The following is a 19,883-nucleotide window of genomic DNA, read 5'->3' on the forward strand; positions in this document are numbered from 1 at the left end:
CCGGTCAGCCCTCCTCGTCGCGACGGTGCCGACCCTGCACCTGGCCGTGCCCGGGCATGCTCTCCAGCCCGTCGCGCGGGGTGGACCGGTCGCTCCACCGCAGTACCGCCGCGACACCGCCGGTGAACTGCACGGTCTCCCGGTCGTACAGCTGCACCGCACCGCCGGAGCCGAGGGTCGACCAGATCAGTGCGGCATCCGCCCGCACCTGATGGGGCTCGGTGACACCCAGCGATGCCAGCTCGGCGGCGTCCAGTCCGACGACCGAGGGGTCCGGCCCGGTCCACAGGGTCAGGGTCGACGTCGGGTCGTCGGCGAGCAGCAGGGTGTCCAGCTGCTCCTTGCGCAGCACGTCGACCACCGCGTCCAGACCCTGCACGGCCGCGCCCTGACTGCCCTCCTGCTCGGAGAACCGGTCCAGCACCGCCTGCGCGCGTCGGGCATCGAAGTCGGCCAGCGCGCCGTCGACCGCCTCGGCACGGGCCCGCTCGGACGTGCCGTCCGCCCGGCCGCCGGTCGACAGGTGCACCAGCAGCTCGCGGGTGCCGCCCTCGACGGCCTTGCGGATCTCGCCGACCACCGCGTCCTCGCCGTCCACCAGCACCACGTCCGGCCGGAACCGGCGCACCAGGACGTCGATCTCCTTGGCGACCTCCTTGGCGTTGTGCGCGACGGAGTCCTCCACCCGGGCCTGCACCCGGCGCTGCGACATCCGGCCGCCGGGCACCCGGTGCAGCTCGTCGTTGCTGCCCTCGACCTCCTGATCGGCGAGCCGGTTGTCCAGCACCCCGACCATCTCCAGATCGGCGCCGGCCTTGTCCGCGGCCACCAGCAGGTGGGTCGCACGTCCCTGCACGCCCCGGACCAGCGGCAGCAGCTGCGGCACACCCGACCACGTCGACTCGTCCCGGACCGGACGCCCGGGATGGACGACATCGAGCAGCACGCCGTCGGCGTTCGCGACCACCACCCGGCCGGCCTGGCCCGACCGGCCCGGCGGCGCGATCACCGCCGACCCGACGGTCTCCAGCAGGTCGTCGGGCGCCCCGGCCGCGGCCAGCAGCTTGCGCTGCGCCTGCCACCGGTGTTCGACCTCCCGCGCGCCGGCCTCGTCGGTGCGACCGACGTCCAGCGACACCGAGACGAAGGGACCGCGCGCCTTGAGCACCGGTCCGACGTACTCCTCAAGCATTCTGTCCACCTACCTCTTCTGATCGACTGCACGGGTCCGGTACCCGGTCCGCTCCGACCGAACACGACCGCGCCGGGACCATCAGGACGCCGGGTCCGGGCGGTCGGGAAGGTCGGGAGATCCGACCGGTCGGGAAGTCAGGGCCGGTCGACGTCGTCGGGAAGATCGACGACCAGCGCGCGGTGGTCGGACAGCGGCAGCTCCGGGTTGTCGACGGACAGCGGATCCGGCAGCGACCCGCGCACCACGATGTGGTCGAGCTGCCGGTCCGGTCGCGACAACGGGAACGTCGGCGCCGTGGCCAGTGACCGGAAGCCGCGCACCGCACCCGGCAGCGGGGGGGTGCGGTTGAAGTCGCCCATCAGCACCACCGGTCCGGCGCCGCCGGCGGCGCGGACCGCGGCCCGCTCGAGCCGCTGCAGCTGCACCCGGTTCCAACCCGGCACGAAGGACAGGTGGGCGTTGGCGACGGTGATCGGACCGCCGGGTGCATCGATGCCGGCGATCACTGCGGACCTCGGTTCCTCGTGCACCAGCAGCCACTTGCGCGGCTCCCGCAGGTACACCGGCACCCGGCCCGGTAACCGCGGCAGCCGGATCACGTGCCAGGAGCTGACCGGGTAGCGCGACAGCAGCGCGATGCCGTACGACGCGGTCCCCGGTGCCTCCTGACCGGTGGCCGCCACCCAGCTCGCACCCGGTGTGCCGGCCAACGCGGCGACGAACCGGTGGGCGACGGCGCCCATCGCCGTCGCTGCGACGTCGGTCAGATCGGCCAGATGCGATCGCGGCTGGTCGCGGTCGACCTCCTGCAGGGCCAGCACGTCGGGATCGAGCAGCCGGACGGCCTCGGCGAGACGGTCCGGGTGCACGGCGTCGTCGTGCAGGGAGCGTCCGTGCAGGATGTTGAAGGTGACCAACCGCATGCCGGGTGGGTACCCACCGGGCATGACCGCCGACCCCGCCCCGCCCGCCGCAGCCGACGAACCCGTACAGGCGACCGACCGGGATGCCCTGCGCGATGCCCTCAAGCGGGCCGCGTCCGCGCTCAAGGACGAGGGGATCCCGTTCGCGGTCGCCGGCGGGTACGCGCTGTGGGTGCACGGGGCCCCGGAGAGCGAGCACGACGTCGACCTGGCGGTCGAGGAGCCAAGGGTCGAGCAGGCGGCGGACCGGCTGGCCCGTGCGGGATTCGCGATCGAGCGGCCGCCGGAGGACTGGTTGTTCAAGGCCTGGGCCGACGGCGCGGAGGGAGCCGGCGCGATGGTCGATGTGCTTCACCGGCTCAACGGCATCCCGGTCGACCTGGGTCTGCTGGACCGCGCGGAGGAGCACGAGGTGCTGGGGCTGCGGGTGCCCGTGCTGCCGGCACAGGAGGTCGTCACCGGCAAACTGCTCGCGATGACCGAGCGCTACTGCGACTTCTCCGCGATGATCCCGGTGGTCAGGGCGGTGCGGGAACAGATCGACTGGGATCGACTCACCGCCGCCACCCGGGACAACGACTTCGCGGCAGCATTCCTGTTCCTGGTGCGCCGCCTCGGCATCGCTCCCGCCGACGAGAGCTGACCGCGCCACCGGCAGCTGACTCCGCGCTCCGATCCGCCCGCACCCCTGACGCGATGATTAACTTCCGCTGCGCGTACGAAGTCGGCGACTCCCGCCCCACCCGTCCCATTTCCGCCCGGAACTCACGCGTCGACGACGTTGATCATCGCGACGGGCGCCGTGGGGGAGGGGAGTGCCACACGGTGCGGCCGGCTCAGCCGAGGCGGTAGCCCTCGAGGCCGGGCGGGGCGTCCTTGTGCGGGGCAGCGGCACCGTCCGCGGTCCCGTCGATCGGGTCGGCGTCGCCGAACACGGCGAGACCGTCGGAGGCGGCGGGGTCGCCGACCGGCACCGCCTGCTCGACGAGATCGGCGCCGTCGGCCTCCACCCCGGAGGCAAAGGCCTCGCTGACTCCGGCGAACTGTCCCGGATCCGTCATCCCGCACCTCCTGATGCGCCCGGCGGGCACTCCGTGTCGAAGTGCCCGCGGCCGGGCGCGGTCAAGCGCCACGGACGCCACGGTCCGAGGTCACCCGAGGGGCACCGCGCTACCTGAATGCCTGACGGCGCCCGGTCGCGCGCTGTGGATCGGGGCCCAGTTCCGTCAGGCCGACGCGTCGCGCGGCGCGTCGGGGCGGCCGACCAAGATCACCTCTCGGTGACAGATCGAAGAGCCGTTGGCGCGACGGAATGTCACATGCCACACGAATGGACCGGCTCAAAGCCTCTACGGCGGTATGAACCACATCAGTGTTTCGGTACGTTCGTTGCGCTATGGGTATCGGATCTCGAAACGCCGTTGCAGTACACCCGAGGAGGTCATCGTGGACACGCCGGGAGCCAGCAGATCCGCCCACCCCGAGGTCCGGCACCGGACCGAACAGCACTGCCCCGCCCCCACCGCACTGAGAGCACAGTCGCAACGGGGACTGCCAGCAAGGACGAGAAGATGACCGGGCCCGACGACCTTCCCCGCCGGGGTTCATGGGGCTTCCAACCCGCCGACGAGGTCTGGGAGCAGCGGCTGATCGCCGTCGCCGAGTTCCTGGCCGAGCACGAAGGCCGGTGGCCCCGCAGCACCCGCCCCGCCGAGGCCGACGAGCGAAGGCTCGGACAGTGGCTCGGCACCCAGCGACGCGAGATGCGGAGCCTGGGCCTGTCCGAGATCCGCCGGCGCCGACTCGACGAGACCCTGCCGGGCTGGCACGAGAGGCGGGCGCGCGAGCACTCTGGCCACTGAACCCACCGACAATCGGTGCAAGAGGAGCCGGCCGCTCCACATCGGGTGGCCGGCTCCTCCACCACAGCGGTGTGGCCGGCGGCACTCAGCTGAACGCTCTGCTCATTTGAGCGGAACGCCGCGCCCACTCAGCTGAACGCTGTCGGCACCGCCTGGCGGTGCTCCCCCGCGCCCGGGCGCTGCTGTTGCGCCGGCACAGCGAACCGACCCGCCCCGCGATGGGCCAGCTTCCGCGGGGTCGCGTTGCAGGCGTGGCAGTCGGGACAGACGAAGACCAATCCGGGCAGGGGGTGCAGCCCGCGCACCCCACGCAACAGCACCCGCCCGCAACCACCGCAGACACAGTCGGTGTCGCCCTCGCCGCGGATGAACGCGTGGTCCTCCGGCACCGGGTCCTCTGCTACGAAGATGCGCGCGTCGATGTCGGCGCCGGGATGGTCGACGACCTCCAACTCGATCCGCCCGGTCACGGCACCTCCTGATCACCCGTCGTGTCGTTCACCCACTACCGTCACGGACCACCCGGACGATCGGCAACGGATCCGCCGGTCGACACAGAGCGCATCCGTCTCGTCCGATGGTATGGCCACCGGGGCCCGCTGACGCACACCCGCGCGCGAGTCACGCACTCTCCGTACCGGTCTCCGCCCGCGCGGCCGGCGCGCCGGTCCCCCACCGGGTGGGCGGCACGGGCAGCACGGCCCACCTCCGGCCCCACGCTGTGAGCGCCCGGGCACCCCGCGCGGCCGGGAGGATCGGGCGGACGAGTGAGCCGCTCGCAGCCGGGTGAAGCGCGGGGCGCACAGGGATGAATCGGTCCGGCGGGGGCACCCTCACCCTCGTCGGCAGGCGGTCCGTAGGGTTCCCAGAGGTGGGCGGCCACCGGGGCCGCGGGGTCGACCGCCGCGTCGGCGAAGGTCGGGGCCACCGGCGGGTGGTGACACACGGGCGTTCGGCACCCGTCCGTGCCCCGATGATGACTGGGGGTGACGTTCCGTAGGAGTGGTCCGCGCGTCGGGGTGATCTAGGGCCCATTCGCCGAGCCTGCACGCATACTGAACCGAAGAAACTACGGCGACACGGTGCAACGACCACGACCGTACGACCGCCGACCGGCCCGGAAGCGTGACCACACGGTGGTCCGTTGCAGCGGGTGAACGTGTACAGACCGAAGGGAGCGCTCGATGGCAGACCGGCCACTGCGGTACCGGCTGACCTCGCGCACCCTGCACCAGATCGTCACTGCGCTGCACACCCCGTCCGACCTGCACTCGACGGTGCAAGCGGTGACCGACCTCGTCGTCCGGTTCGCCGGATTCCGGGTGGCCGCCGTCAGCGTGGCCCGCAACGACAACGTGTTCGAGACCGTGGCCGTCGCCGGACAGGACGGCGCCGCCGACGGCGCTGCCGACGTGCTGCTCGGGCACCGCACCCCTCGTACCAACTACGACGAGGAGTTCGCGGTCGCGGAGAAGTGGGGGCGGCTGCTGTTCGTGCCGCACGACCGGGTGCCGGACGCCGGGCAACGGGGCTGGGTGCCGGAGACCGCGATCAGCGACAGCAAACACGCCTGGCATCCCCTCGACGCCCTGTACGCGCCGCTGCTGTCCTCGTCCGGCGAACTGCTCGGCGTGCTGTCCGTCGACCTGCCGGTCGACGACCACCGCCCCGGACGCCGACGCCGGGAGCTGCTGGAGATCCTGGCGATCCACGCCGGAGCGGCGATCGAGACCGCCCGGCTGACCGACCAGCTGCGCGAGGAGGAGGAGCTCTTCCGCCTCGCGTTCGACGGCACCGGGACCGGCATGGCCCTCGTGTCGATGGCGGAGAGCACGACCGGGCGGTTCGCCCGGGTGAACCCGAAGTTCTGCGAACTGACCGGACGCTCCGCCGGCGAACTGCTCGGCCTGACGGTCTTCGATCTCGCCCCCCCGGACGAGATCGACGACGTGCGCAACGATGTCGACGCGGTGGTGTGGGGCGACGAGTCGGTGCACCGGATCGAGCGACGGATCCGGCGACCGGACGGCAGCGACCTGTGGGTGTCGATCACCCTGGCCGGGGTGGCGGACTCCGAGGGCGCCCCCCAGTACACGATCCTGCAACTCGAGGACATCTCGGCCAGACGGGCCGAACAGCAGTACCTCGAGCATCTGGCCGGGCACGACCCGCTCACCGGGCTGGCCAACCGGGCCACCCTGACCGAGCGGCTCCGGCGGGCGGTGGTGTCCGCAGCCACCACCGAGCGGCCGGGAGCACTGCTCTTCATCGACCTCGACGACTTCAAGAGCATCAACGACCACCACGGCCACCTGGTCGGCGACCAGGTCCTCGCCATGGTCGCGGCACGGCTCGCCGAGTCGGTGCGCGGGAACGATCTGGTCGGCCGCATCGGCGGCGACGAGTTCGTGGTGATCGCCGACGAGATCGACACCACCGGCACCACCGACATCATCGAGCGGCTCACCGCCGCGATCGCGACCCCGTTGTCGATCATGGACAACACGTTCCGGCTCTCCGGCACCGTCGGCGCCACGCTCATCCTGGACGCCTCCCGGAGCCCCGAGCAGCTGCTCGACGATGCCGACACCGACATGTACCGGCGCAAGAACCGCACGACCCCGGCCCGTCCGGGCACCCCGGCGGCCGATCCGACCGGCGAGACGGAGAGCACTTCGGGCCGAGGTGACAACGCTGTCGAGAACGACTTCGACGGCGGCCTTCTCGGGATCGACGACGCCGGGGACAACGAGCCGGCCCTTCCGGCAGAGGGTTTCACCCGGCCAGCCGGCGCCGCAGCTTTGCGATGATGCTCCGGTGCGAGCGGGAGACGTGCATCTGGCTGACCCCCAGCGAACCGGCGATGCGCGCCTGGCTCCAGCCCTGGCTGTAGTGCAGCTCGAGCAGCCGGCGCTCCTCATCGGACAACGCGCGGACCGCATCCTGCAGATCCAGAAAATCGTCGATACGTGTGTCGGTGTCGTGGATCCCGGACTGCTGGTCCGCCACGCCGGCGCCGACCAGACGACGCGCGGTACGTGCCTCGGACAGTTCGCTGACCGGCGTCTGGATGGCGTCGGCGAGCTCCCGCAGGGTCGGAGAGCGCCCGGCCTTCTGCTCGAGATCACGGCTCACCTGGTCCGCGACGGCATTGACCTCCTGCAGCCGGCGCGGGATCCGCACGACGTAGAGGTGGTCACGGAAGTACCGCTTGATCACACCGGAGATGGTCGGCACCAGGTAGGCCACGAAATCCTCGCCACGCTCGGGGTCCCAGCGCTGCACGGCCTCCACCAACGACAGCCGGGCCAGTTGCACCAGTTCCTCGATCGGCACGCCCCGACCACGGTAGCGTCGCGCCACGGCGGTGGCCACCGAGAGGTGACCGAGCACCACATTGTTCCGCGCGACGCAGAGCGCACGCACGTCCCCCGACACCCGCGCCGCTGCGAGTTCCTGCAATGTCTCGCGCTGCGCCGCGCGAATGCACTCGTCGTTCATCCCCGGAAACCTTTCGGTTCCTTGGCCCTCGGGGTGCTCTCTCACCCGCGTTCAGCGAACTACGTCCGGTTCGTCCGGGCAACGCACCATCCGGGTGGTGCGTCCGAGAAGGAGCGCCCCTGTTGGTGTTCCGAGCACGTCGAACGGGTGCACGACCATGACGGCGAGTCATTCCCTGCCCGGTGACAGCGATGTCATTCATGAGCGCTCGTAAAGCATTCTTGACCCACATCGCGGTCACGGTTTCGCATCATTCGGGCAAATGCACCACGCCCTCCTCGCCGCCCTCGTAGCGGTGACCGGTCACCCGGGCCTTGATGAAGCTGAACACCGAGGCGATGCGTCCGCCGGGGGTGTCCCAGTACTGCGCGGTGGCGACCGCGACCTTGATCAACACGACGGACGGGTCCTCCGGCCCCTGTGGCATCCACGCCGCGACGCCGGCGTTCCACAGCTCCTTCGCCTTCGCCGGATCGGTGATCAACTCCGCGGTGCCGTCCATCGAGAGCCAGCTGTCCGACGAGGACATCGTCACGCCGACGTGCGGGTCGGCGGTGATGTGCCGGACCTTGCGCGACGCCCGCTCGGCGACGAACCACAGGTCGCCGTCGAACTCGACCTCCTGGTGCGCCATCGGCCGGGCCACCAGCGTGCCCTGCTCGTCGATCGTGGTGAGCATCGCGAAGCGCATGTCCTTCGCGATCTCCGCGACCTTGCGGACCTGGTCCGGACTGTCGTCCTGAGTGCTGTTCATGGGCAACCACTTCCCCTGCGGTCGCCGGGTCAACCGGTCAGACACGGCCCGTGGGAGCGACTTTCGCCGCCGGGCTGGAATCCCGGGCTCGGACCGGACATGCTGGGCCCATGACCGACACCGGCCCCGACCATTCCGCCCGGCCCGCAGGCGGCGATCAGCCCGGCTCGGATGCGGAATGGAACCGGTTGGCCCGCAACGAGACTCCGACGCAACGGCTGGACCGCAACTGGGACGACCTGTTGCAGGAGCTGCGGGTGGTGCAGACCGGGGTACAGCTGCTCACGGCCTTCCTGTTGACGCTGCCCTTCCAGCCCCGCTTCGGCGACCTCCCGCCGTTCGCCCGGAACATCTACCTGGTGACGGTCGGACTGTCGGTCGCGTCCGTGGGCTTCCTCATCGCCCCGGTCAGCCTGCACCGCGCGCTGTTCCGGCAGCACGCGCGGAGCGCGATGGTGGCGACCGGGCACCGGTTGGCGCTGATCGGCATGGTGCTGCTCGGTGCGGCCATCACCGGCGTGGTCGTGCTGACGTTCGACGTCGTGCTCGGCCGGACGGCCGGACTGCTCGCCGGCGCAGCCGCCCTGATCCTGCTGGTCGTGCTCTGGGGAGTGCTGCCCCTGACGTCCCGATCCCGGGTGATCGAGGACCGAGCGGAGGATCGCCGTCCCCGGTAGCGCGCAGGCAGCCGCTCAGCCCTTGACGTCGCCGTCCGGGTCGACCTCCAGCCGATCGGCGAACTCGGCCGGCTCGGGCAGAAGGCCGGACGAACCCGGCCCGGTCCCGTCGTCGGCCGCCGCCCGGTCCCGGGCGTCCTCGTCCGCAGCGAGCACGTCGTGTTCCTCGGCCGCGGTGTCGGGGAGATCGTCCCCCTGGTGTCCGGTGCTCATCGTGTCGTCCTCCTCGGGTTCGGGTAAAGGAGCGTCGTCGGCGAACAACGGTTCGTCGTCGAGGAACAGGCCCTCCCCCGGATCGTCCTCGTCCGCCTCGGTGACTTCGTCCTGCATGCTTGCGCCACCCGTTCCGGGTCCACCCATTCCGTCGGGTCCGGTCGTGTCGTACGCCGCCGCCGAGTCGTCATCGAGCGGGGTGCGGGGTGTCGTCGGATCGTTCATCTCTTCCTCCTCGGCGGGCAGCGCTTCGGGCCCGCCGCGTTGTACCAGCTACCGCCGGCCGCTACCCGAGCACCCGGGTCGCGACCGCGCCGGACACACCGGCACCGCGGTCCACCGGCGGCTCCGTGTCATTGCCGCCTGCCACGATCAGCACCACCACCGCGATGATGATCGCGATCACGAGAAACAGCACCGGAACCAGGATCCCGAATCTGATGCCGCGCCGTTTCGCCTGCCCGTCGTCGGAGCCGGCCATACCGATCACCTCCGCTGCCGTCCGCCGGGCGGTCCCCGGCACCTTTCGCATTCCCCGGGTAGGGCCGGACAAACCCCGGCGAGCGTCGGACCGCCCGGGATCAGGCGGTGAGCGACAACTGCCGACGGAGCTTCTGGAGCACCGCCCCGTGCAACCGTGAGACCTGCATCTGACTCACCCCCAATCTGCCGGCGATCCGCGCCTGGCTCCATCCGTTGCCGTAGTACAGGTCGAGCAGCTCGCGGTCGCGGGTTCCGAGCGCACGAATCGCACGCTCGAGATCGATTCGTTCATCGATGTTCTCACTTGGATGACGCGCGGCCACCTGGAGCACCGGACCGTCCAGTTGCGCCGTGCGGGTGGTGCGTTGTGCTTCCCGGGCCGCACGAAGGTCATGTTCCGGTCGACCGATGCCGTCGGCCAGCTCACCGAGCGTCGGTGGTCGCCGCATAGACTGCTCCATGGCGCGCGCAGCTACGTCGGCCGCATGGTTGATCTCCTGCATCCGCCGGGGGACCCGAACCGACCGCAGATGGTCCCGGAAGTAGCGCTTCAGGCTGCCGGTCACCGTCGGGACCACGAAAGCCACGTACCTGTCGCTGATGTCGGGGTCCCACCTCCGGGTGGACTCGACCAGCGACAGCCGGGCGAGCTGCTCGAGATCCTCCAGCGGGACACCACGTCCGAGGAACCTGCGGGCGAGCGCCGCCGCCACCGAGAGGTGGGCCACCACCACAGCCTGCTCGCAGTACCTGACACGGTCGATCCGACCGGAGTTCCTCGCAGCCACGAGCGCGTTCAACGCGTACTGCTGCTCTGCGCCACTGTGTCGTACCTGGGTCCCGAGTCGTGCACGGGTCACGTGTCGTGCATCAATCACGTCTGCCTGCCGGGCATCGATGCCGGAGCAGGTGCTGTTGACCCGCGCCCTCAGTGAACTGCCGATACCGCAGTGCGGCAACCGGCAGACGGGTGGTCTTCCGATCCGTAGACACACCGATGCGACCCGGCCACCCACCGTGTCATCCCGCCGTGAACGGAACCCGGTGTGCTGCAACTCGAGTCCGGATCAGCTGATGCGGGAGCGATTGTCGCTCATTCCGTGCGGGAGCCACCGGTCGGATCGTGATCTGCAATCAGTTCGCCGGTGAAGGCCAGCCGGTCGGCGATCTGCCGCAGCGGGATGTTGGCGTGCTGCGACGCCTGCACGAGCATCCGGAACGCCTCCTGGTCACCGACACCGTGCCGTTCCATCAGGATGCCCTTGGCCTGCCCGATGATCTCGCGACCCTGCAGGGAACCGGTCAGCTGCTCGCGCTGCCGGGCCTGATCGAGGGCGACGGTGGCGTGCGCCGCATAGGCCACCGCGGCGGCAACGGCGTCGTCGTCGAAGATGCCGGGGCGGTCCGAGTAGAGACTCAGTGCGCCGAGTGCCTTTCGACGGAGGTAGAGCCGGACGGCGAGCACGGACCGCACGCCTAGGCCCCGAGCGGTACGGCTGTAGTCCGGCCATCGCTCATCGCTCGCGAGATCAGCGACCAGGACCAGGTTCTCGTCCCACAACACGGACAGGCATGGACCGGCTCCCACCCTCGACTGCTCGGCGTTCAGCGCCTCGGCGATGACGTCGGTGGCCGCCAGCGTGGTGACGGCCCGGTTCTTGCCGACCTCTGTGATGCAGGCGACGCGACTGCCCGGCACCATCTCCAGCGCTCCGGAAGTGACCAGCTCCGCCGCCGCGGTCCGATCCGGGTGCTCGCCCTGGACCTCCCTGGCCAGGTCGGCCATGACCGCCGCCCAGGCAATTCCTCGCGGCAGGCTGGGATCCGACTCTCGGGGGCGCACGGGTCAAAGCCTCTCCACGGAGGAGGGCAGCCGTGGCTTGACTGCGCCGAACCGGACAGTACAGGGTCGCGGGCGGTCGTCCTCACCGGGCGGCACAGGTCGAGTGGTCAGTCCGCCTGGTCCAGGATCTGCTCCGGATCGTCGAGCACGTCCGATGCGTCCTCCGGTCGCGAGCCGGGCAGTTCCTGCCCGTGCACGTCGCGCACAGGGCCGTCGCGGTGCAGGGACTCCGCCGTCTCCGGGCCTCCGTGCACGCCCTCGCCCCCGGGTAGGTGCAGGTTCGGCAACGGCTCGTCATCGGGTTCGGTCACGGGGGCTCCTCCGCTCCTCGGGTCGTGGACGTGACGACTCACTACCCGGCCGCGCCACTTCTCATCCGCGTTGTCACCTGGTCGAACCCGTGGTGGCCACGCCTTGCACGAAATGCCGTTGCCCCAGGAAGAACAGCACGATCATCGGGACCGTCGTGATGACGCCTGCGGTCACCACGATCTCCCAGTGCCACTCCCCGCCGAACCCGTAGGCGTCCAGCATCGATTTCAGCCCGCGCGGAACGGTGAAGTCCGCTTCGTCCCGGAGATAGATCAAGGGACGCATCAGGTCCGTCCACGACGCCTGCACCTCGAACAGCAGGGTCAACACCATGGCCGGCCGGCACAGCGGCACCGCGATCCTGGTGAAGATCGCCCAGTGCCCCGCTCCGTCGATGCGCGCCGCCTCGAACAGTTCACGCGGCAACCCCAGGAAGAACTGTCGGAGCAGGAAGATGTAGAAGGCACTGCCGAAGACGTTGCCGCCCCAGAGGGGGGTCAGGGTGCCGGTCATGCCCAGCGCGTTCCAGATCAGGAAGACCGGGATCATCGTGACTGCGCCGGGCAGCATCATCGTGGCCAGAACCAGCAGGAACAGAGCACTGCGGCCGCGGAACCGGTAGTAGGCGAATCCCCACGCCACCATCGCACTCGACAGGGTCACGGTGAGGCCCGCCAGGACGGCCACCAGCAGTGTGTTACCCATCCACACCAGCATCGGCGCCTCTTGCCACACCTGGACGTAGTTGTCCAGGGTGAAGGAGCGCGGAATCAGCCGGTTGTCGAAGACCTCGCCCCGCGGTTTGAACGAAGCGGAGACCAACCACACGAAGGGGTAGACGAAAATCAGTCCGCAACCTGTCAGCAGGGCACCGATGACAACCCGTCCCGGCGCGAGCCGACGACGAGCAGACCGCTTCCGCACGACCGGCAGCGGGCGCGGGGTGATGCTGCCGGAGGGGGCGACCGGGCGATCGACCGGAACGCCGGGTTCCCGGGCGGCGAGAGGATCAGGGTCGCTGCCGCGGACACCGGCGCTCACGACCGTCCACCTTCGTAATAGACAAGACGACGCGAGCCGATCAATTGGATCACGGTGATCGCCAGGATCACGACGAAGAGCAACCAGGCCATCGCCGACGCGTAGCCCATGTGCAGGTACTGGAACGCCTGCTGGAACAGGTAGATGGAGTAGAACAACGCGGAATCGTTGCTGTACGTCGTGTTCCCGGAGCCGAAGTAGGCGGTGTACGCCTCGGTGAAGGTCTGGAACGCACCGATCGTGTCGACCACGACGACGAAGAACAGCGTTCCGCTGATCATCGGCAGGGTTATCCGGGTGGTTCGGCGCAGGAACGACGCGCCGTCGACGCGCGCCGCGTCGTACAACTCCACCGGCACGTTGCGCAGCGCCGCCAACAGGATGACCACCGTGCTGCCGACCGTCCACAGACTCATCAGGACGAGGCCGGGCTTCACCCAGGCCGGGTCGGTGGTCCAGGACGGCCCGTCCAGGCCGAACCAACCGAGAACGCCGTTCACCATCCCGTTCTGGCCGTTGAAGAGCAGCAGCAGCAGGATGCCGACCGCGACCGGGGGTGTCATCTTCGGCAGGAAGAAGGCCGTGCGGAAGAAACCGGATGCGCGGCCCGCCCGCTCCAGCAGGAGCGCGAGGCCCAGCGCCACGAGGACGTGCAACGGCACCTGGATCACCGTGTAATAGAGGGTGTTGCCCAACGACCGGGCGATCTTCGGATCCTCGAGGATGCGCTCGAAGTTGCGCAGCCCGACGAAGGTGGGCGCCGTGATCACGTCGTAGTCGGTGAGCGCAAGGTAGCCGCTGTAGAGGAGCGGCCAGGCGGTGAACACGGCGAACCCGATCAACCATGGCGCGATGAAGGCCATCGCCGGCCAGAATTCGCGGTTGCGCCGGGACCGACCGGCAGAGGCGATCCCCGTTCCTGTCATCCGCCCTGCTCGTCCCACGTCGCCCAGGCCGTGTCAAGGGCCGCCTGGGCCTCCCGCTGCGCCTGGGCCAGGGCGTCCGCCGGTTCCTGCTGACCGTTCAGGACCCGGTTGACGGCGTCCTGCCAGGCCGCCTTGAACTCTGCGTCTGCCGGGTTGGCCGGGAGGCCGAAGGTGTGGGCGTTCGCCTCGTACATCGCTGAGATGGCCGTGCCCCAGACCGTCGACGTGGGCTCTGTGACGTAGGTGTCGCGGATCTGCTCATCGGCCACGGTGTTGCCGGTGAGAAGGCCGGTGAAGACCAGACCGTTCGCGGCCCGGTCGTCGGCCCGTGCCTTCGCGGCCTGCATCCAGGTGTCCGTCCGGGTCATGATCTTGACGAAGGTGCAGGCCGCACCCGGGTTGCTGCTGCCCTTCGGCACGGCCCAGGACGAGCCGGAGGCGTAGGCAAGGGTGTCGCCGGCCGGCGTCCGGACGGTGTCGAAGGCCATGGGTGCCTCGGGTGAGACCTCGTTCAGAACATTGACGTACCACTGCTCCATCGGCATGGCGCCCAGGGAACCGCTCGCGTACTGGTTCCCCTCGCCGAAGAAGTCGGCGCTGTCCCGGAACGCCTTGACCGCGGGGAAACCGCCTTCGGTGTCGTAGACGCCGACGGCGAAGTTCAGCGCCTGGACCACCTTCGGATCGTCGAGTTGCGCCGTCCGACCGTCCGCGGAGAGCAGATCGGCGCCGTTCGCCTTCGCCCACAGCGGGAGGAACTCCGGGAGCTTGGAGTCCACACCGATCACGGAGAGCTTCCCGGCGGACGTCTTCGTCAGCTTCGATGCGGCCGCGGTCAGTGCCTGCCAGTCGGAACCGTTCACGTCGTCCATGGCAAGGCCTGCTTCGTCGAGGAGACTCCGGTTCGCCATCACGATCTGCACCGAGTTGAACTCGGGGATGGCGTACACGGTGCCGTTCAACGTCACCTGCGCCAACGCGCTGGGAAGGTACTGCCCGGTGTCGACGGCCTGCTGCGTGATGCAGTCGGTCAACGGCAGGATCGCTCCGCGGGAGGCGAAGGTGCCGATCTGGTCCCGGTTGGCGTAGATGATCTCCGGCGGGTCGCCGGCGGCGACCGATGAGAGGAATGCCTGGACGTCCAGATCACCTTTCACGAGGTCGACCGTGGTGCCGTTCAGGGCGGCGGTCGCCAGCTGCAGCCGGGTCGATCCGATCTCGTCGTCCGCACCGAATCCCATGACGGTGAGCGAGCCGCCCGCCGCCGACGGCGGTGCGGAGAATGCCGCGGAGGTGGTCGCATCCCCGGATCCGGTCGCACACCCGGACAGCACGACCGCTGTCGTCACAACGGCGAGGGAACGGAGCCTGCGACGGCAGTTTCTGACGGACATGCGGCCTCCTCGGGTGCTGGGGAGCGAGCCCGGTCCCGTCCGCAGGGGTCGCGGACACGTCGGAGTTGGCTCGGCAGGCACCGATCCCCCGCCGGCCGACCCTCAAACACTTCGCGGAGGGACACGTTCGAGCCGCGCGCCGGCAACCGTTCAGGGACGGAAGCGCGCGTGCCACAGCGCCGCCCGCGCGGCATTGGCCCCGGGTGCGCCGTGCACCCCGCCGCCCGGATGTGCTGCGGACGACCCGAGGTACAGGCCGCCCAGATGCGTCTCGGCCCGGCCACGGCCGGGGATCGGCCGCAGCACCAGTTCCTGGTGCAGGTTCGCGGTCCCACCGCCCAGGGCGCCGCCGTGCAGGTTGGCGTTCCTGGCCTCGAACTCGCGGGGCCCGAGCACCCGGCGTGCGATCACCCGGGCTCCGAATCCCGGCGCGGCGCGCTCCAGCCGGCCCTGCATCCGGTCGGCCATCCGCTCGAGATCGTCCCGGTCCCAGCGTCCCGAGATGCCGGTCCCCGCGTCGCGCACGGTGTGCTGCGGCACGTGCGTGTAGGCCCAGAGCGACTCCGTGCCGGCCGGGGATCTGGTCGGATCGCTGGTGGTCATCTGCCCGATCAGCAGGAACGGGTCGGCCGGCACGATGCCCGACTGCACCTCCGACATCCACACCGACACGTCGCCGGCGGTCCCGCTGCCGCCCGGCAGGTGCACAGTGCCCGGCGCAGTTTCCGGTGTGTCGGCCCATGGCACCGGTCGGTCCAGCGCCCAGTCGACCTTGACGGTCCCGGGATCCCAGGTGAATCCCTGCATCCGCTGTCTGATCCGGTGCGGCACCGCGGCGGCCGGCAGCAACCGCTCGTAGAGGGCCGGCGCGCCGACGTCGGCGATCACCGCTCGACGGGTTCGCAACCGTCCGGCGGCGGTCCGGACACCGACCGCACGTCCGTCGGCCACCAGGATCTCCTCGACCTCGGCCCCGCACCGGACACGCCCGCCCGCCGCGACCAGCCGCCGGACCAGGGCGTCGGTGAGGCTCCCGGCGCCACCGCGCGGGACCGGGAACCCTCGCTGCTGGCCGATCATCGCCAACAACCAGCCGAAGAGTCCCGACCCTGCCCCGTCCGGGGGCAGGTCGGCGTGCGCGGCGTTGCCGACGACCAGCAGCTTCGCCGCCTCGCTCCGGAGGTGCTGGGCCGTCATCGCCGTGGCCGGGCGCAGCAGGAACTGCACGTCGTCCGCCAGACCACCGCGCAGCATCGCCCCACCCAGCCGCATCCCCGCCCGGATCGGCGGGAACGGGGACAGCAGTGCGTCGACCAAGGATCCGCCGATCCGCAACCAGCGGCCGTACAGCGCCCGCCAGCCGTCACCGTCCCCCGGACAGGACGCCTCCAGCCCGGCGATCGTTCGTTCCGCGTCACGGTGCACCAGCGCCCAGCCCCCGTCGGGACCCGGGGACCCGATGACGGCCGGTGCGTGCGACCACACGAGACCGTGCTGCTCCAGGTCCAGTCCGCGGATCACCGGGGAGGCGGCACCGAGCGGGTAGAAGGAACTGAAGGTGTCGTGCCGGAAGCCGGGGGCGACGTCGTCGTCCGTGGCCACCGCGCCGCCAGGCCGGTCGAAGGCCTCCAGCACCAGCACGTCCCAGCCGGCGTCGGCCAGCAGGTTCGCCGCCACCAGCCCGTTGGGCCCGGCCCCGATCACCACGGCGTCGGCGGTCTCCGGATCATCGCTCACGGGTTCACCTTTCCCCTGTCGGGGGAGTGGTACGCCATGAGCCGGACGACCCGAGACCTGACCTGCGCTCCCGAGGACGTGTTCGCCGTGCTCGCGAACGGCTGGCTGTACCCGGGCTGGGTGGTGGGCGCGTCCCGGATGCGTCGCGTCGACGAGGACTGGCCGGCGCCGGCCAGCCGGCTGCACCATTCCGTCGGCGTCTGGCCCCTGCTGGTGGACGACAGCACCTCCGTGCTGCTGATGGATCCGCCACGAAGGCTGGTGATGCGGGCCCGCGGCTGGCCCGCCGGTGAGGCGGAAGTGGCCATCGACGTCGTCCCGCGCCCCGGGGGCTGTCGGGTCACCATCACCGAGGACGCCACCGAGGGGCCGGCCACCCTGATCCCCGGTCCGGTGCGGAACCTGGCCCTCGGTGTCAGGAACCGGGAGACCCTTCTGCGGTTGGCCATGCTGGCCGAGGGCGGGGCGGGCTGAGTCGGCGCCCCGGCATCCCCGACGGCTCCCACCCACCCGGCACGGTGTTCACTGACCGGATGACCGCGCCGGCCGACGGGAACTCCAGGCACCTGACCTTCCGCTCGGCCCGCGGCCGCGGGGTGCTGTGGGCGACGGTGCTGGGCTCGGGCCTCGCGCAGCTGGACGCCACCATCGTCACCGTCGCGCTGCCGCGGATCGGCCAGGACCTCGGGGCCGGTCTGGTCGCCTTGCAGTGGACGCTGAACGCCTACACGCTCACCCTGTCCGGTCTGCTGCTGCTCGGCGGCGCGCTGGGTGACCGGCGCGGCCGGCGGCGGATCTTCCAGATCGGCGTCATCTGGTTCACCCTCGCCTCCATCGGATGCGCTGCGGCGCCGAATGTCTCGATGCTCATCGGCATGCGGGCGCTGCAGGGCATCGGCGCCGCCCTGCTCACCCCCGGTTCCCTGGCCATCCTGCAGGCGGTGTTCCGCAAGGAGGACCGCGGCACCGCGGTCGGCGCCTGGTCCGGGCTCGGCGGCGTGGCCGGCGCACTCGGTCCGGTGCTGGGCGGTGTGCTGATCGGCTGGGGGGAGGCGGGCTGGCGGCTGGCCTTCCTGATCAACGTGCCGATCGGCGCCGTGGTGGTCTGGCTGGCCCGGCACTACATCCCGGAGACCCGGGACGAGCAGGCCACCGGGCGGCTGGACGTGCTGGGCGCCGGGCTCGCCTCGCTCGGGTTGGCGGGCGTGGTCTACGGGCTGACCGACGGTCCGGCCGGCGGCTGGCCGTGGCCGACGGTCCTCGGGGTGGCGGTCGGTGCTGCGTTGCTCGGGCTGTTCGTGCTGCGGCAGGCCAGGGCCGCGCATCCGTTGATGCCGCTGGTGCTGTTCCGGAACCGGCAGTTCAGCGCGACGAACCTGGTGACGCTCGCGGTGTACGCCGCGCTGGCCGGCGGCCTGTTCCTGCTGCCCGTCGCCCTGCAGGTGGTCGCCGGGTTCAGCCCGCTCGCGGCGGGGACGGCGACGCTGCCGCTGACGGCGGTGATGCTGGTGCTCTCACCGGTGGCCGGCCGCGTGTCCACCCGGATCGGGCCGCGCTGGCCGATGACGGTGGGGCCGATCGTGGCAGGGGCGGGCATGGCGCTGTTCACCCGGATCGATGCGGACAGCAGCTATCTCACCGATATCCTGCCGGCGGTCCTGGTCTTCGCGCTCGGGCTGTCGGCGACGGTCGCGCCGCTCACCACCACGGTGCTCGCCGCGGCACCGAATCATCTGGCCGGGATCGCGTCGGCGATCAACAACGACGTGGCCCGGATCGCCGGGCTGCTGGCCGTCGCCGTGCTGCCGGGCCTGGCCGGAATCACCCCGGCGGTCTACGCGGACGCGGTGGCGCTGACGTCCGGGTTCCACCGGGCGGTGCTGCTGGCGGGGGCGCTCTGCGCCGCCGGCGGTGTGCTCGCCGCGCTGACGATCCGCCGGACGCCGCTGGAAGCACTCGACGACGACTGACCGGCCGGCCTGGCCACCTGGGGCGCCGGCGCCTTCTCGACGACCTCCGGCTCGGCCGGGACCGCCTGCAGCAGCGGGCGTTCGGTGGTGGTGCGGGCAGCGGGGCGGGACACCGGACGCTGCTCGGGGACGACGGCCCGGACGCTGAACAGCCAGCCGGCGTCCAGCTCGTACCAGCTGCGCTCGTCGATGACCTGCTTCGTGATCGGGTGCCAGCTGCCGTCCAGCCCGGCCTGCTCCCAGTCCTGCGCGCCCTGCCGGATCCGGAAGGACCCGCGGGAGGTGACGGCGATGTGCGCCAGCACGCGGCCGGGGAAGAGGAACCTGGTGCCGTCGGAGAGACCGTCCACCACACCTTGTACGTGGGGCGAGACCGCCCGGACCGAACGCAGTGCGGGAGTGGATCTCATGGGGTGGACCTCTCTGTCGGTGCAGCAGGACGTCGGTACCACGATGTCGATGTGTTCAAACCCGGTGTGATCCAGATCCATTCCCTGCAGCCGCATCTCGCCTTCGCATCGACCGGTTCACCGCGCGGGCGATGGTCGGGGCAGCAGGGGAGGGCGGGACGGGAGGCAGCGGATCGTCGGACTGTTGCCGGGCACGTGCGGTTCGGGCTGCGGTCCGGATCGGCCGGGCCGGGAGCGTGCTGTCCCGGCGCCACCGTGATCGTCCCGCAGTACGGAGAAGCTATCGGAGACGCCGTTTCGCCAAGGTTACGTCCTGTGGTCGCCCCATCACAAGAACGATCATGACCTGCATCGATGACGGAATCGGTCAAGATTTCACCCGACATCGGGCACGACCGGCGACGGCGACCACTCCTGTGTGCGGGGGTCTGCGAGCTGACCTCACCGAGGGTGACCGGATCCGGGCATCCCACCCGGGAGGTGATCCCGGTGACACGAACCGGTCGAAGATCAACAGTGATCCCTGCTGCGCGGGTGCCGGAACTCGGCGGCACACCGTTGTGGCGGCGTCGTGATGACGGGAATGCTTGTGCGTCAGCGCAGGCGCCGGCTCCGATCGGCGCCGATCGACCGCGCGAATCG

At 70.6% G+C, this 19,883-nt stretch carries 21 protein-coding genes; 6 read left to right on the top strand and 15 right to left on the bottom strand.

Going from position 1 to position 19,883, the window contains the following annotated elements; all coding sequences use genetic code 11:
* Positions 1 to 4: 4 nt before the first annotated feature.
* On the bottom strand, positions 5 to 1,192 hold the full coding sequence (locus GIS00_RS13440) for a baeRF2 domain-containing protein (protein ID WP_230313595.1): 1,188 nt from the start codon (positions 1,190 to 1,192) through the stop codon (positions 5 to 7).
* A 137-nt stretch (positions 1,193 to 1,329) separates the two neighbouring features.
* Complete coding sequence (locus tag GIS00_RS13445; RefSeq protein WP_154768940.1) at positions 1,330 to 2,118, bottom strand: endonuclease/exonuclease/phosphatase family protein; 789 nt, start codon at positions 2,116 to 2,118, stop codon at positions 1,330 to 1,332.
* A 22-nt stretch (positions 2,119 to 2,140) separates the two neighbouring features.
* Between GIS00_RS13445 and GIS00_RS13450 the strand changes: the two genes are divergently transcribed.
* Positions 2,141 to 2,761, top strand: a complete 621-nt coding sequence (locus GIS00_RS13450; protein ID WP_154768941.1) for a nucleotidyltransferase — start codon at positions 2,141 to 2,143, stop codon at positions 2,759 to 2,761.
* A 193-nt stretch (positions 2,762 to 2,954) separates the two neighbouring features.
* On the opposite strand, the gene GIS00_RS13455 is transcribed toward GIS00_RS13450, so the two are convergent.
* Complete coding sequence (locus tag GIS00_RS13455) at positions 2,955 to 3,179, bottom strand: hypothetical protein (protein WP_154768942.1); 225 nt, start codon at positions 3,177 to 3,179, stop codon at positions 2,955 to 2,957.
* 510 nt (positions 3,180 to 3,689) lie between these two features.
* Between GIS00_RS13455 and GIS00_RS26920 the strand changes: the two genes are divergently transcribed.
* On the top strand, positions 3,690 to 3,980 hold the full coding sequence (locus GIS00_RS26920) for a helicase associated domain-containing protein (RefSeq protein ID WP_196073269.1): 291 nt from the start codon (positions 3,690 to 3,692) through the stop codon (positions 3,978 to 3,980).
* 128 nt (positions 3,981 to 4,108) lie between these two features.
* Here the strand turns inward: GIS00_RS26920 and GIS00_RS13465 are convergent, their stop codons facing one another.
* Positions 4,109 to 4,450 (bottom strand): hypothetical protein, encoded by a 342-nt coding sequence (locus GIS00_RS13465; protein WP_154768944.1) that lies wholly within the window; start codon positions 4,448 to 4,450, stop codon positions 4,109 to 4,111.
* Positions 4,451 to 5,164: 714 nt separating this feature from the next.
* On the opposite strand from GIS00_RS13465, the gene GIS00_RS13470 reads away from it, so the two are divergent.
* On the top strand, positions 5,165 to 6,790 hold the full coding sequence (locus tag GIS00_RS13470; protein ID WP_154768945.1) for a sensor domain-containing diguanylate cyclase: 1,626 nt from the start codon (positions 5,165 to 5,167) through the stop codon (positions 6,788 to 6,790).
* Here the strand turns inward: GIS00_RS13470 and GIS00_RS13475 are convergent.
* Both GIS00_RS13475 and GIS00_RS13480 read right to left on the bottom strand, forming a co-directional pair.
* Positions 6,756 to 7,481 carry a sigma-70 family RNA polymerase sigma factor gene (locus GIS00_RS13475; protein ID WP_154768946.1) on the bottom strand — a complete coding sequence of 242 codons (726 nt, stop codon included), beginning with the start codon at positions 7,479 to 7,481 and terminating at the stop codon, positions 6,756 to 6,758. The two genes, GIS00_RS13470 and GIS00_RS13475, sit on opposite strands and share 35 nt — an antisense overlap.
* 250 nt (positions 7,482 to 7,731) lie before the next feature.
* Positions 7,732 to 8,235: a pyridoxamine 5'-phosphate oxidase family protein gene (locus GIS00_RS13480; protein WP_154768947.1), complete on the bottom strand. Its 504-nt coding sequence runs from the start codon at positions 8,233 to 8,235 to the stop codon at positions 7,732 to 7,734.
* Positions 8,236 to 8,345: 110 nt separating this feature from the next.
* On the opposite strand from GIS00_RS13480, the gene GIS00_RS13485 reads away from it, so the two are divergent.
* Entirely contained in the window at positions 8,346 to 8,912 is a 567-nt protein-coding gene (locus GIS00_RS13485) for a DUF6328 family protein (RefSeq protein ID WP_154768948.1), read from the top strand.
* A gap of 15 nt (positions 8,913 to 8,927) precedes the next feature.
* Here the strand turns inward: GIS00_RS13485 and GIS00_RS13490 are convergent, their stop codons facing one another.
* The 9 genes from GIS00_RS13490 to GIS00_RS13530 all read right to left on the bottom strand — a co-directional run bounded on the left by GIS00_RS13490 (position 8,928) and on the right by GIS00_RS13530 (position 16,861).
* Complete coding sequence (locus GIS00_RS13490; protein WP_154768949.1) at positions 8,928 to 9,350, bottom strand: hypothetical protein; 423 nt, start codon at positions 9,348 to 9,350, stop codon at positions 8,928 to 8,930.
* A 61-nt stretch (positions 9,351 to 9,411) separates the two neighbouring features.
* Positions 9,412 to 9,606 (bottom strand): hypothetical protein, encoded by a 195-nt coding sequence (locus tag GIS00_RS13495; protein ID WP_154768950.1) that lies wholly within the window; start codon positions 9,604 to 9,606, stop codon positions 9,412 to 9,414.
* 100 nt (positions 9,607 to 9,706) lie between these two features.
* On the bottom strand, positions 9,707 to 10,624 hold the full coding sequence (locus GIS00_RS13500) for a sigma-70 family RNA polymerase sigma factor (RefSeq protein ID WP_196073270.1): 918 nt from the start codon (positions 10,622 to 10,624) through the stop codon (positions 9,707 to 9,709).
* Between the two features lie 77 nt (positions 10,625 to 10,701).
* Positions 10,702 to 11,451 (bottom strand): GAF and ANTAR domain-containing protein, encoded by a 750-nt coding sequence (locus tag GIS00_RS13505; RefSeq protein ID WP_154768952.1) that lies wholly within the window; start codon positions 11,449 to 11,451, stop codon positions 10,702 to 10,704.
* 107 nt (positions 11,452 to 11,558) lie between these two features.
* Positions 11,559 to 11,762 (bottom strand): hypothetical protein, encoded by a 204-nt coding sequence (locus tag GIS00_RS13510; protein ID WP_154768953.1) that lies wholly within the window; start codon positions 11,760 to 11,762, stop codon positions 11,559 to 11,561.
* A 73-nt stretch (positions 11,763 to 11,835) separates the two neighbouring features.
* The gene (locus GIS00_RS28975) at positions 11,836 to 12,804 is read right to left on the bottom strand and encodes a carbohydrate ABC transporter permease (protein WP_322097932.1); all 969 of its coding nucleotides are present in this window, start codon (positions 12,802 to 12,804) and stop codon (positions 11,836 to 11,838) included.
* Positions 12,801 to 13,730 (bottom strand): carbohydrate ABC transporter permease, encoded by a 930-nt coding sequence (locus GIS00_RS13520; protein WP_154768954.1) that lies wholly within the window; start codon positions 13,728 to 13,730, stop codon positions 12,801 to 12,803. Before GIS00_RS13520 ends, GIS00_RS28975 begins: the two co-directional genes overlap by 4 nt.
* Positions 13,727 to 15,079: an ABC transporter substrate-binding protein gene (locus GIS00_RS13525; RefSeq protein WP_322097933.1), complete on the bottom strand. Its 1,353-nt coding sequence runs from the start codon at positions 15,077 to 15,079 to the stop codon at positions 13,727 to 13,729. The genes GIS00_RS13520 and GIS00_RS13525 overlap by 4 nt, the downstream gene beginning before the upstream one ends.
* A 195-nt stretch (positions 15,080 to 15,274) precedes the next feature.
* The gene (locus tag GIS00_RS13530) at positions 15,275 to 16,861 is read right to left on the bottom strand and encodes a phytoene desaturase family protein (RefSeq protein ID WP_322097934.1); all 1,587 of its coding nucleotides are present in this window, start codon (positions 16,859 to 16,861) and stop codon (positions 15,275 to 15,277) included.
* 36 nt (positions 16,862 to 16,897) lie between these two features.
* Between GIS00_RS13530 and GIS00_RS13535 the strand changes: the two genes are divergently transcribed.
* Both GIS00_RS13535 and GIS00_RS13540 read left to right on the top strand, forming a co-directional pair.
* Positions 16,898 to 17,335 (top strand): SRPBCC family protein, encoded by a 438-nt coding sequence (locus GIS00_RS13535; RefSeq protein ID WP_154768956.1) that lies wholly within the window; start codon positions 16,898 to 16,900, stop codon positions 17,333 to 17,335.
* 59 nt (positions 17,336 to 17,394) lie between these two features.
* The gene (locus tag GIS00_RS13540; RefSeq protein WP_154768957.1) at positions 17,395 to 18,831 is read left to right on the top strand and encodes a DHA2 family efflux MFS transporter permease subunit; all 1,437 of its coding nucleotides are present in this window, start codon (positions 17,395 to 17,397) and stop codon (positions 18,829 to 18,831) included.
* Positions 18,832 to 19,883 lie beyond the last annotated feature (1,052 nt).

The sequence above is a fragment of the Nakamurella alba genome (assembly GCF_009707545.1).
In the GTDB taxonomy this organism is placed as follows: domain Bacteria; phylum Actinomycetota; class Actinomycetes; order Mycobacteriales; family Nakamurellaceae; genus Nakamurella; species Nakamurella alba.

Bases quoted from the DNA above. Each gene is read 5' to 3' on its own strand.
- GIS00_RS13440 (WP_230313595.1), bottom strand. From the start codon at position 1,192: ATGCTTGAGGAGTACGTCGGACCGGTGCTCAAGGCGCGCGGTCCCTTC.
- GIS00_RS13445 (WP_154768940.1), bottom strand. From the start codon at position 2,118: ATGCGGTTGGTCACCTTCAACATCCTGCACGGACGCTCCCTGCACGAC.
- GIS00_RS13450 (WP_154768941.1), top strand. From the start codon at position 2,141: ATGACCGCCGACCCCGCCCCGCCCGCCGCAGCCGACGAACCCGTACAG.
- GIS00_RS13455 (WP_154768942.1), bottom strand. From the start codon at position 3,179: ATGACGGATCCGGGACAGTTCGCCGGAGTCAGCGAGGCCTTTGCCTCC.
- GIS00_RS26920 (WP_196073269.1), top strand. From the start codon at position 3,690: ATGACCGGGCCCGACGACCTTCCCCGCCGGGGTTCATGGGGCTTCCAA.
- GIS00_RS13470 (WP_154768945.1), top strand. From the start codon at position 5,165: ATGGCAGACCGGCCACTGCGGTACCGGCTGACCTCGCGCACCCTGCAC.
- GIS00_RS13475 (WP_154768946.1), bottom strand. From the start codon at position 7,481: ATGAACGACGAGTGCATTCGCGCGGCGCAGCGCGAGACATTGCAGGAA.
- GIS00_RS13480 (WP_154768947.1), bottom strand. From the start codon at position 8,235: ATGAACAGCACTCAGGACGACAGTCCGGACCAGGTCCGCAAGGTCGCG.
- GIS00_RS13485 (WP_154768948.1), top strand. From the start codon at position 8,346: ATGACCGACACCGGCCCCGACCATTCCGCCCGGCCCGCAGGCGGCGAT.
- GIS00_RS13490 (WP_154768949.1), bottom strand. From the start codon at position 9,350: ATGAACGATCCGACGACACCCCGCACCCCGCTCGATGACGACTCGGCG.
- GIS00_RS13495 (WP_154768950.1), bottom strand. From the start codon at position 9,606: ATGGCCGGCTCCGACGACGGGCAGGCGAAACGGCGCGGCATCAGATTC.
- GIS00_RS13520 (WP_154768954.1), bottom strand. From the start codon at position 13,730: ATGACAGGAACGGGGATCGCCTCTGCCGGTCGGTCCCGGCGCAACCGC.
- GIS00_RS13535 (WP_154768956.1), top strand. From the start codon at position 16,898: ATGAGCCGGACGACCCGAGACCTGACCTGCGCTCCCGAGGACGTGTTC.
- GIS00_RS13540 (WP_154768957.1), top strand. From the start codon at position 17,395: ATGACCGCGCCGGCCGACGGGAACTCCAGGCACCTGACCTTCCGCTCG.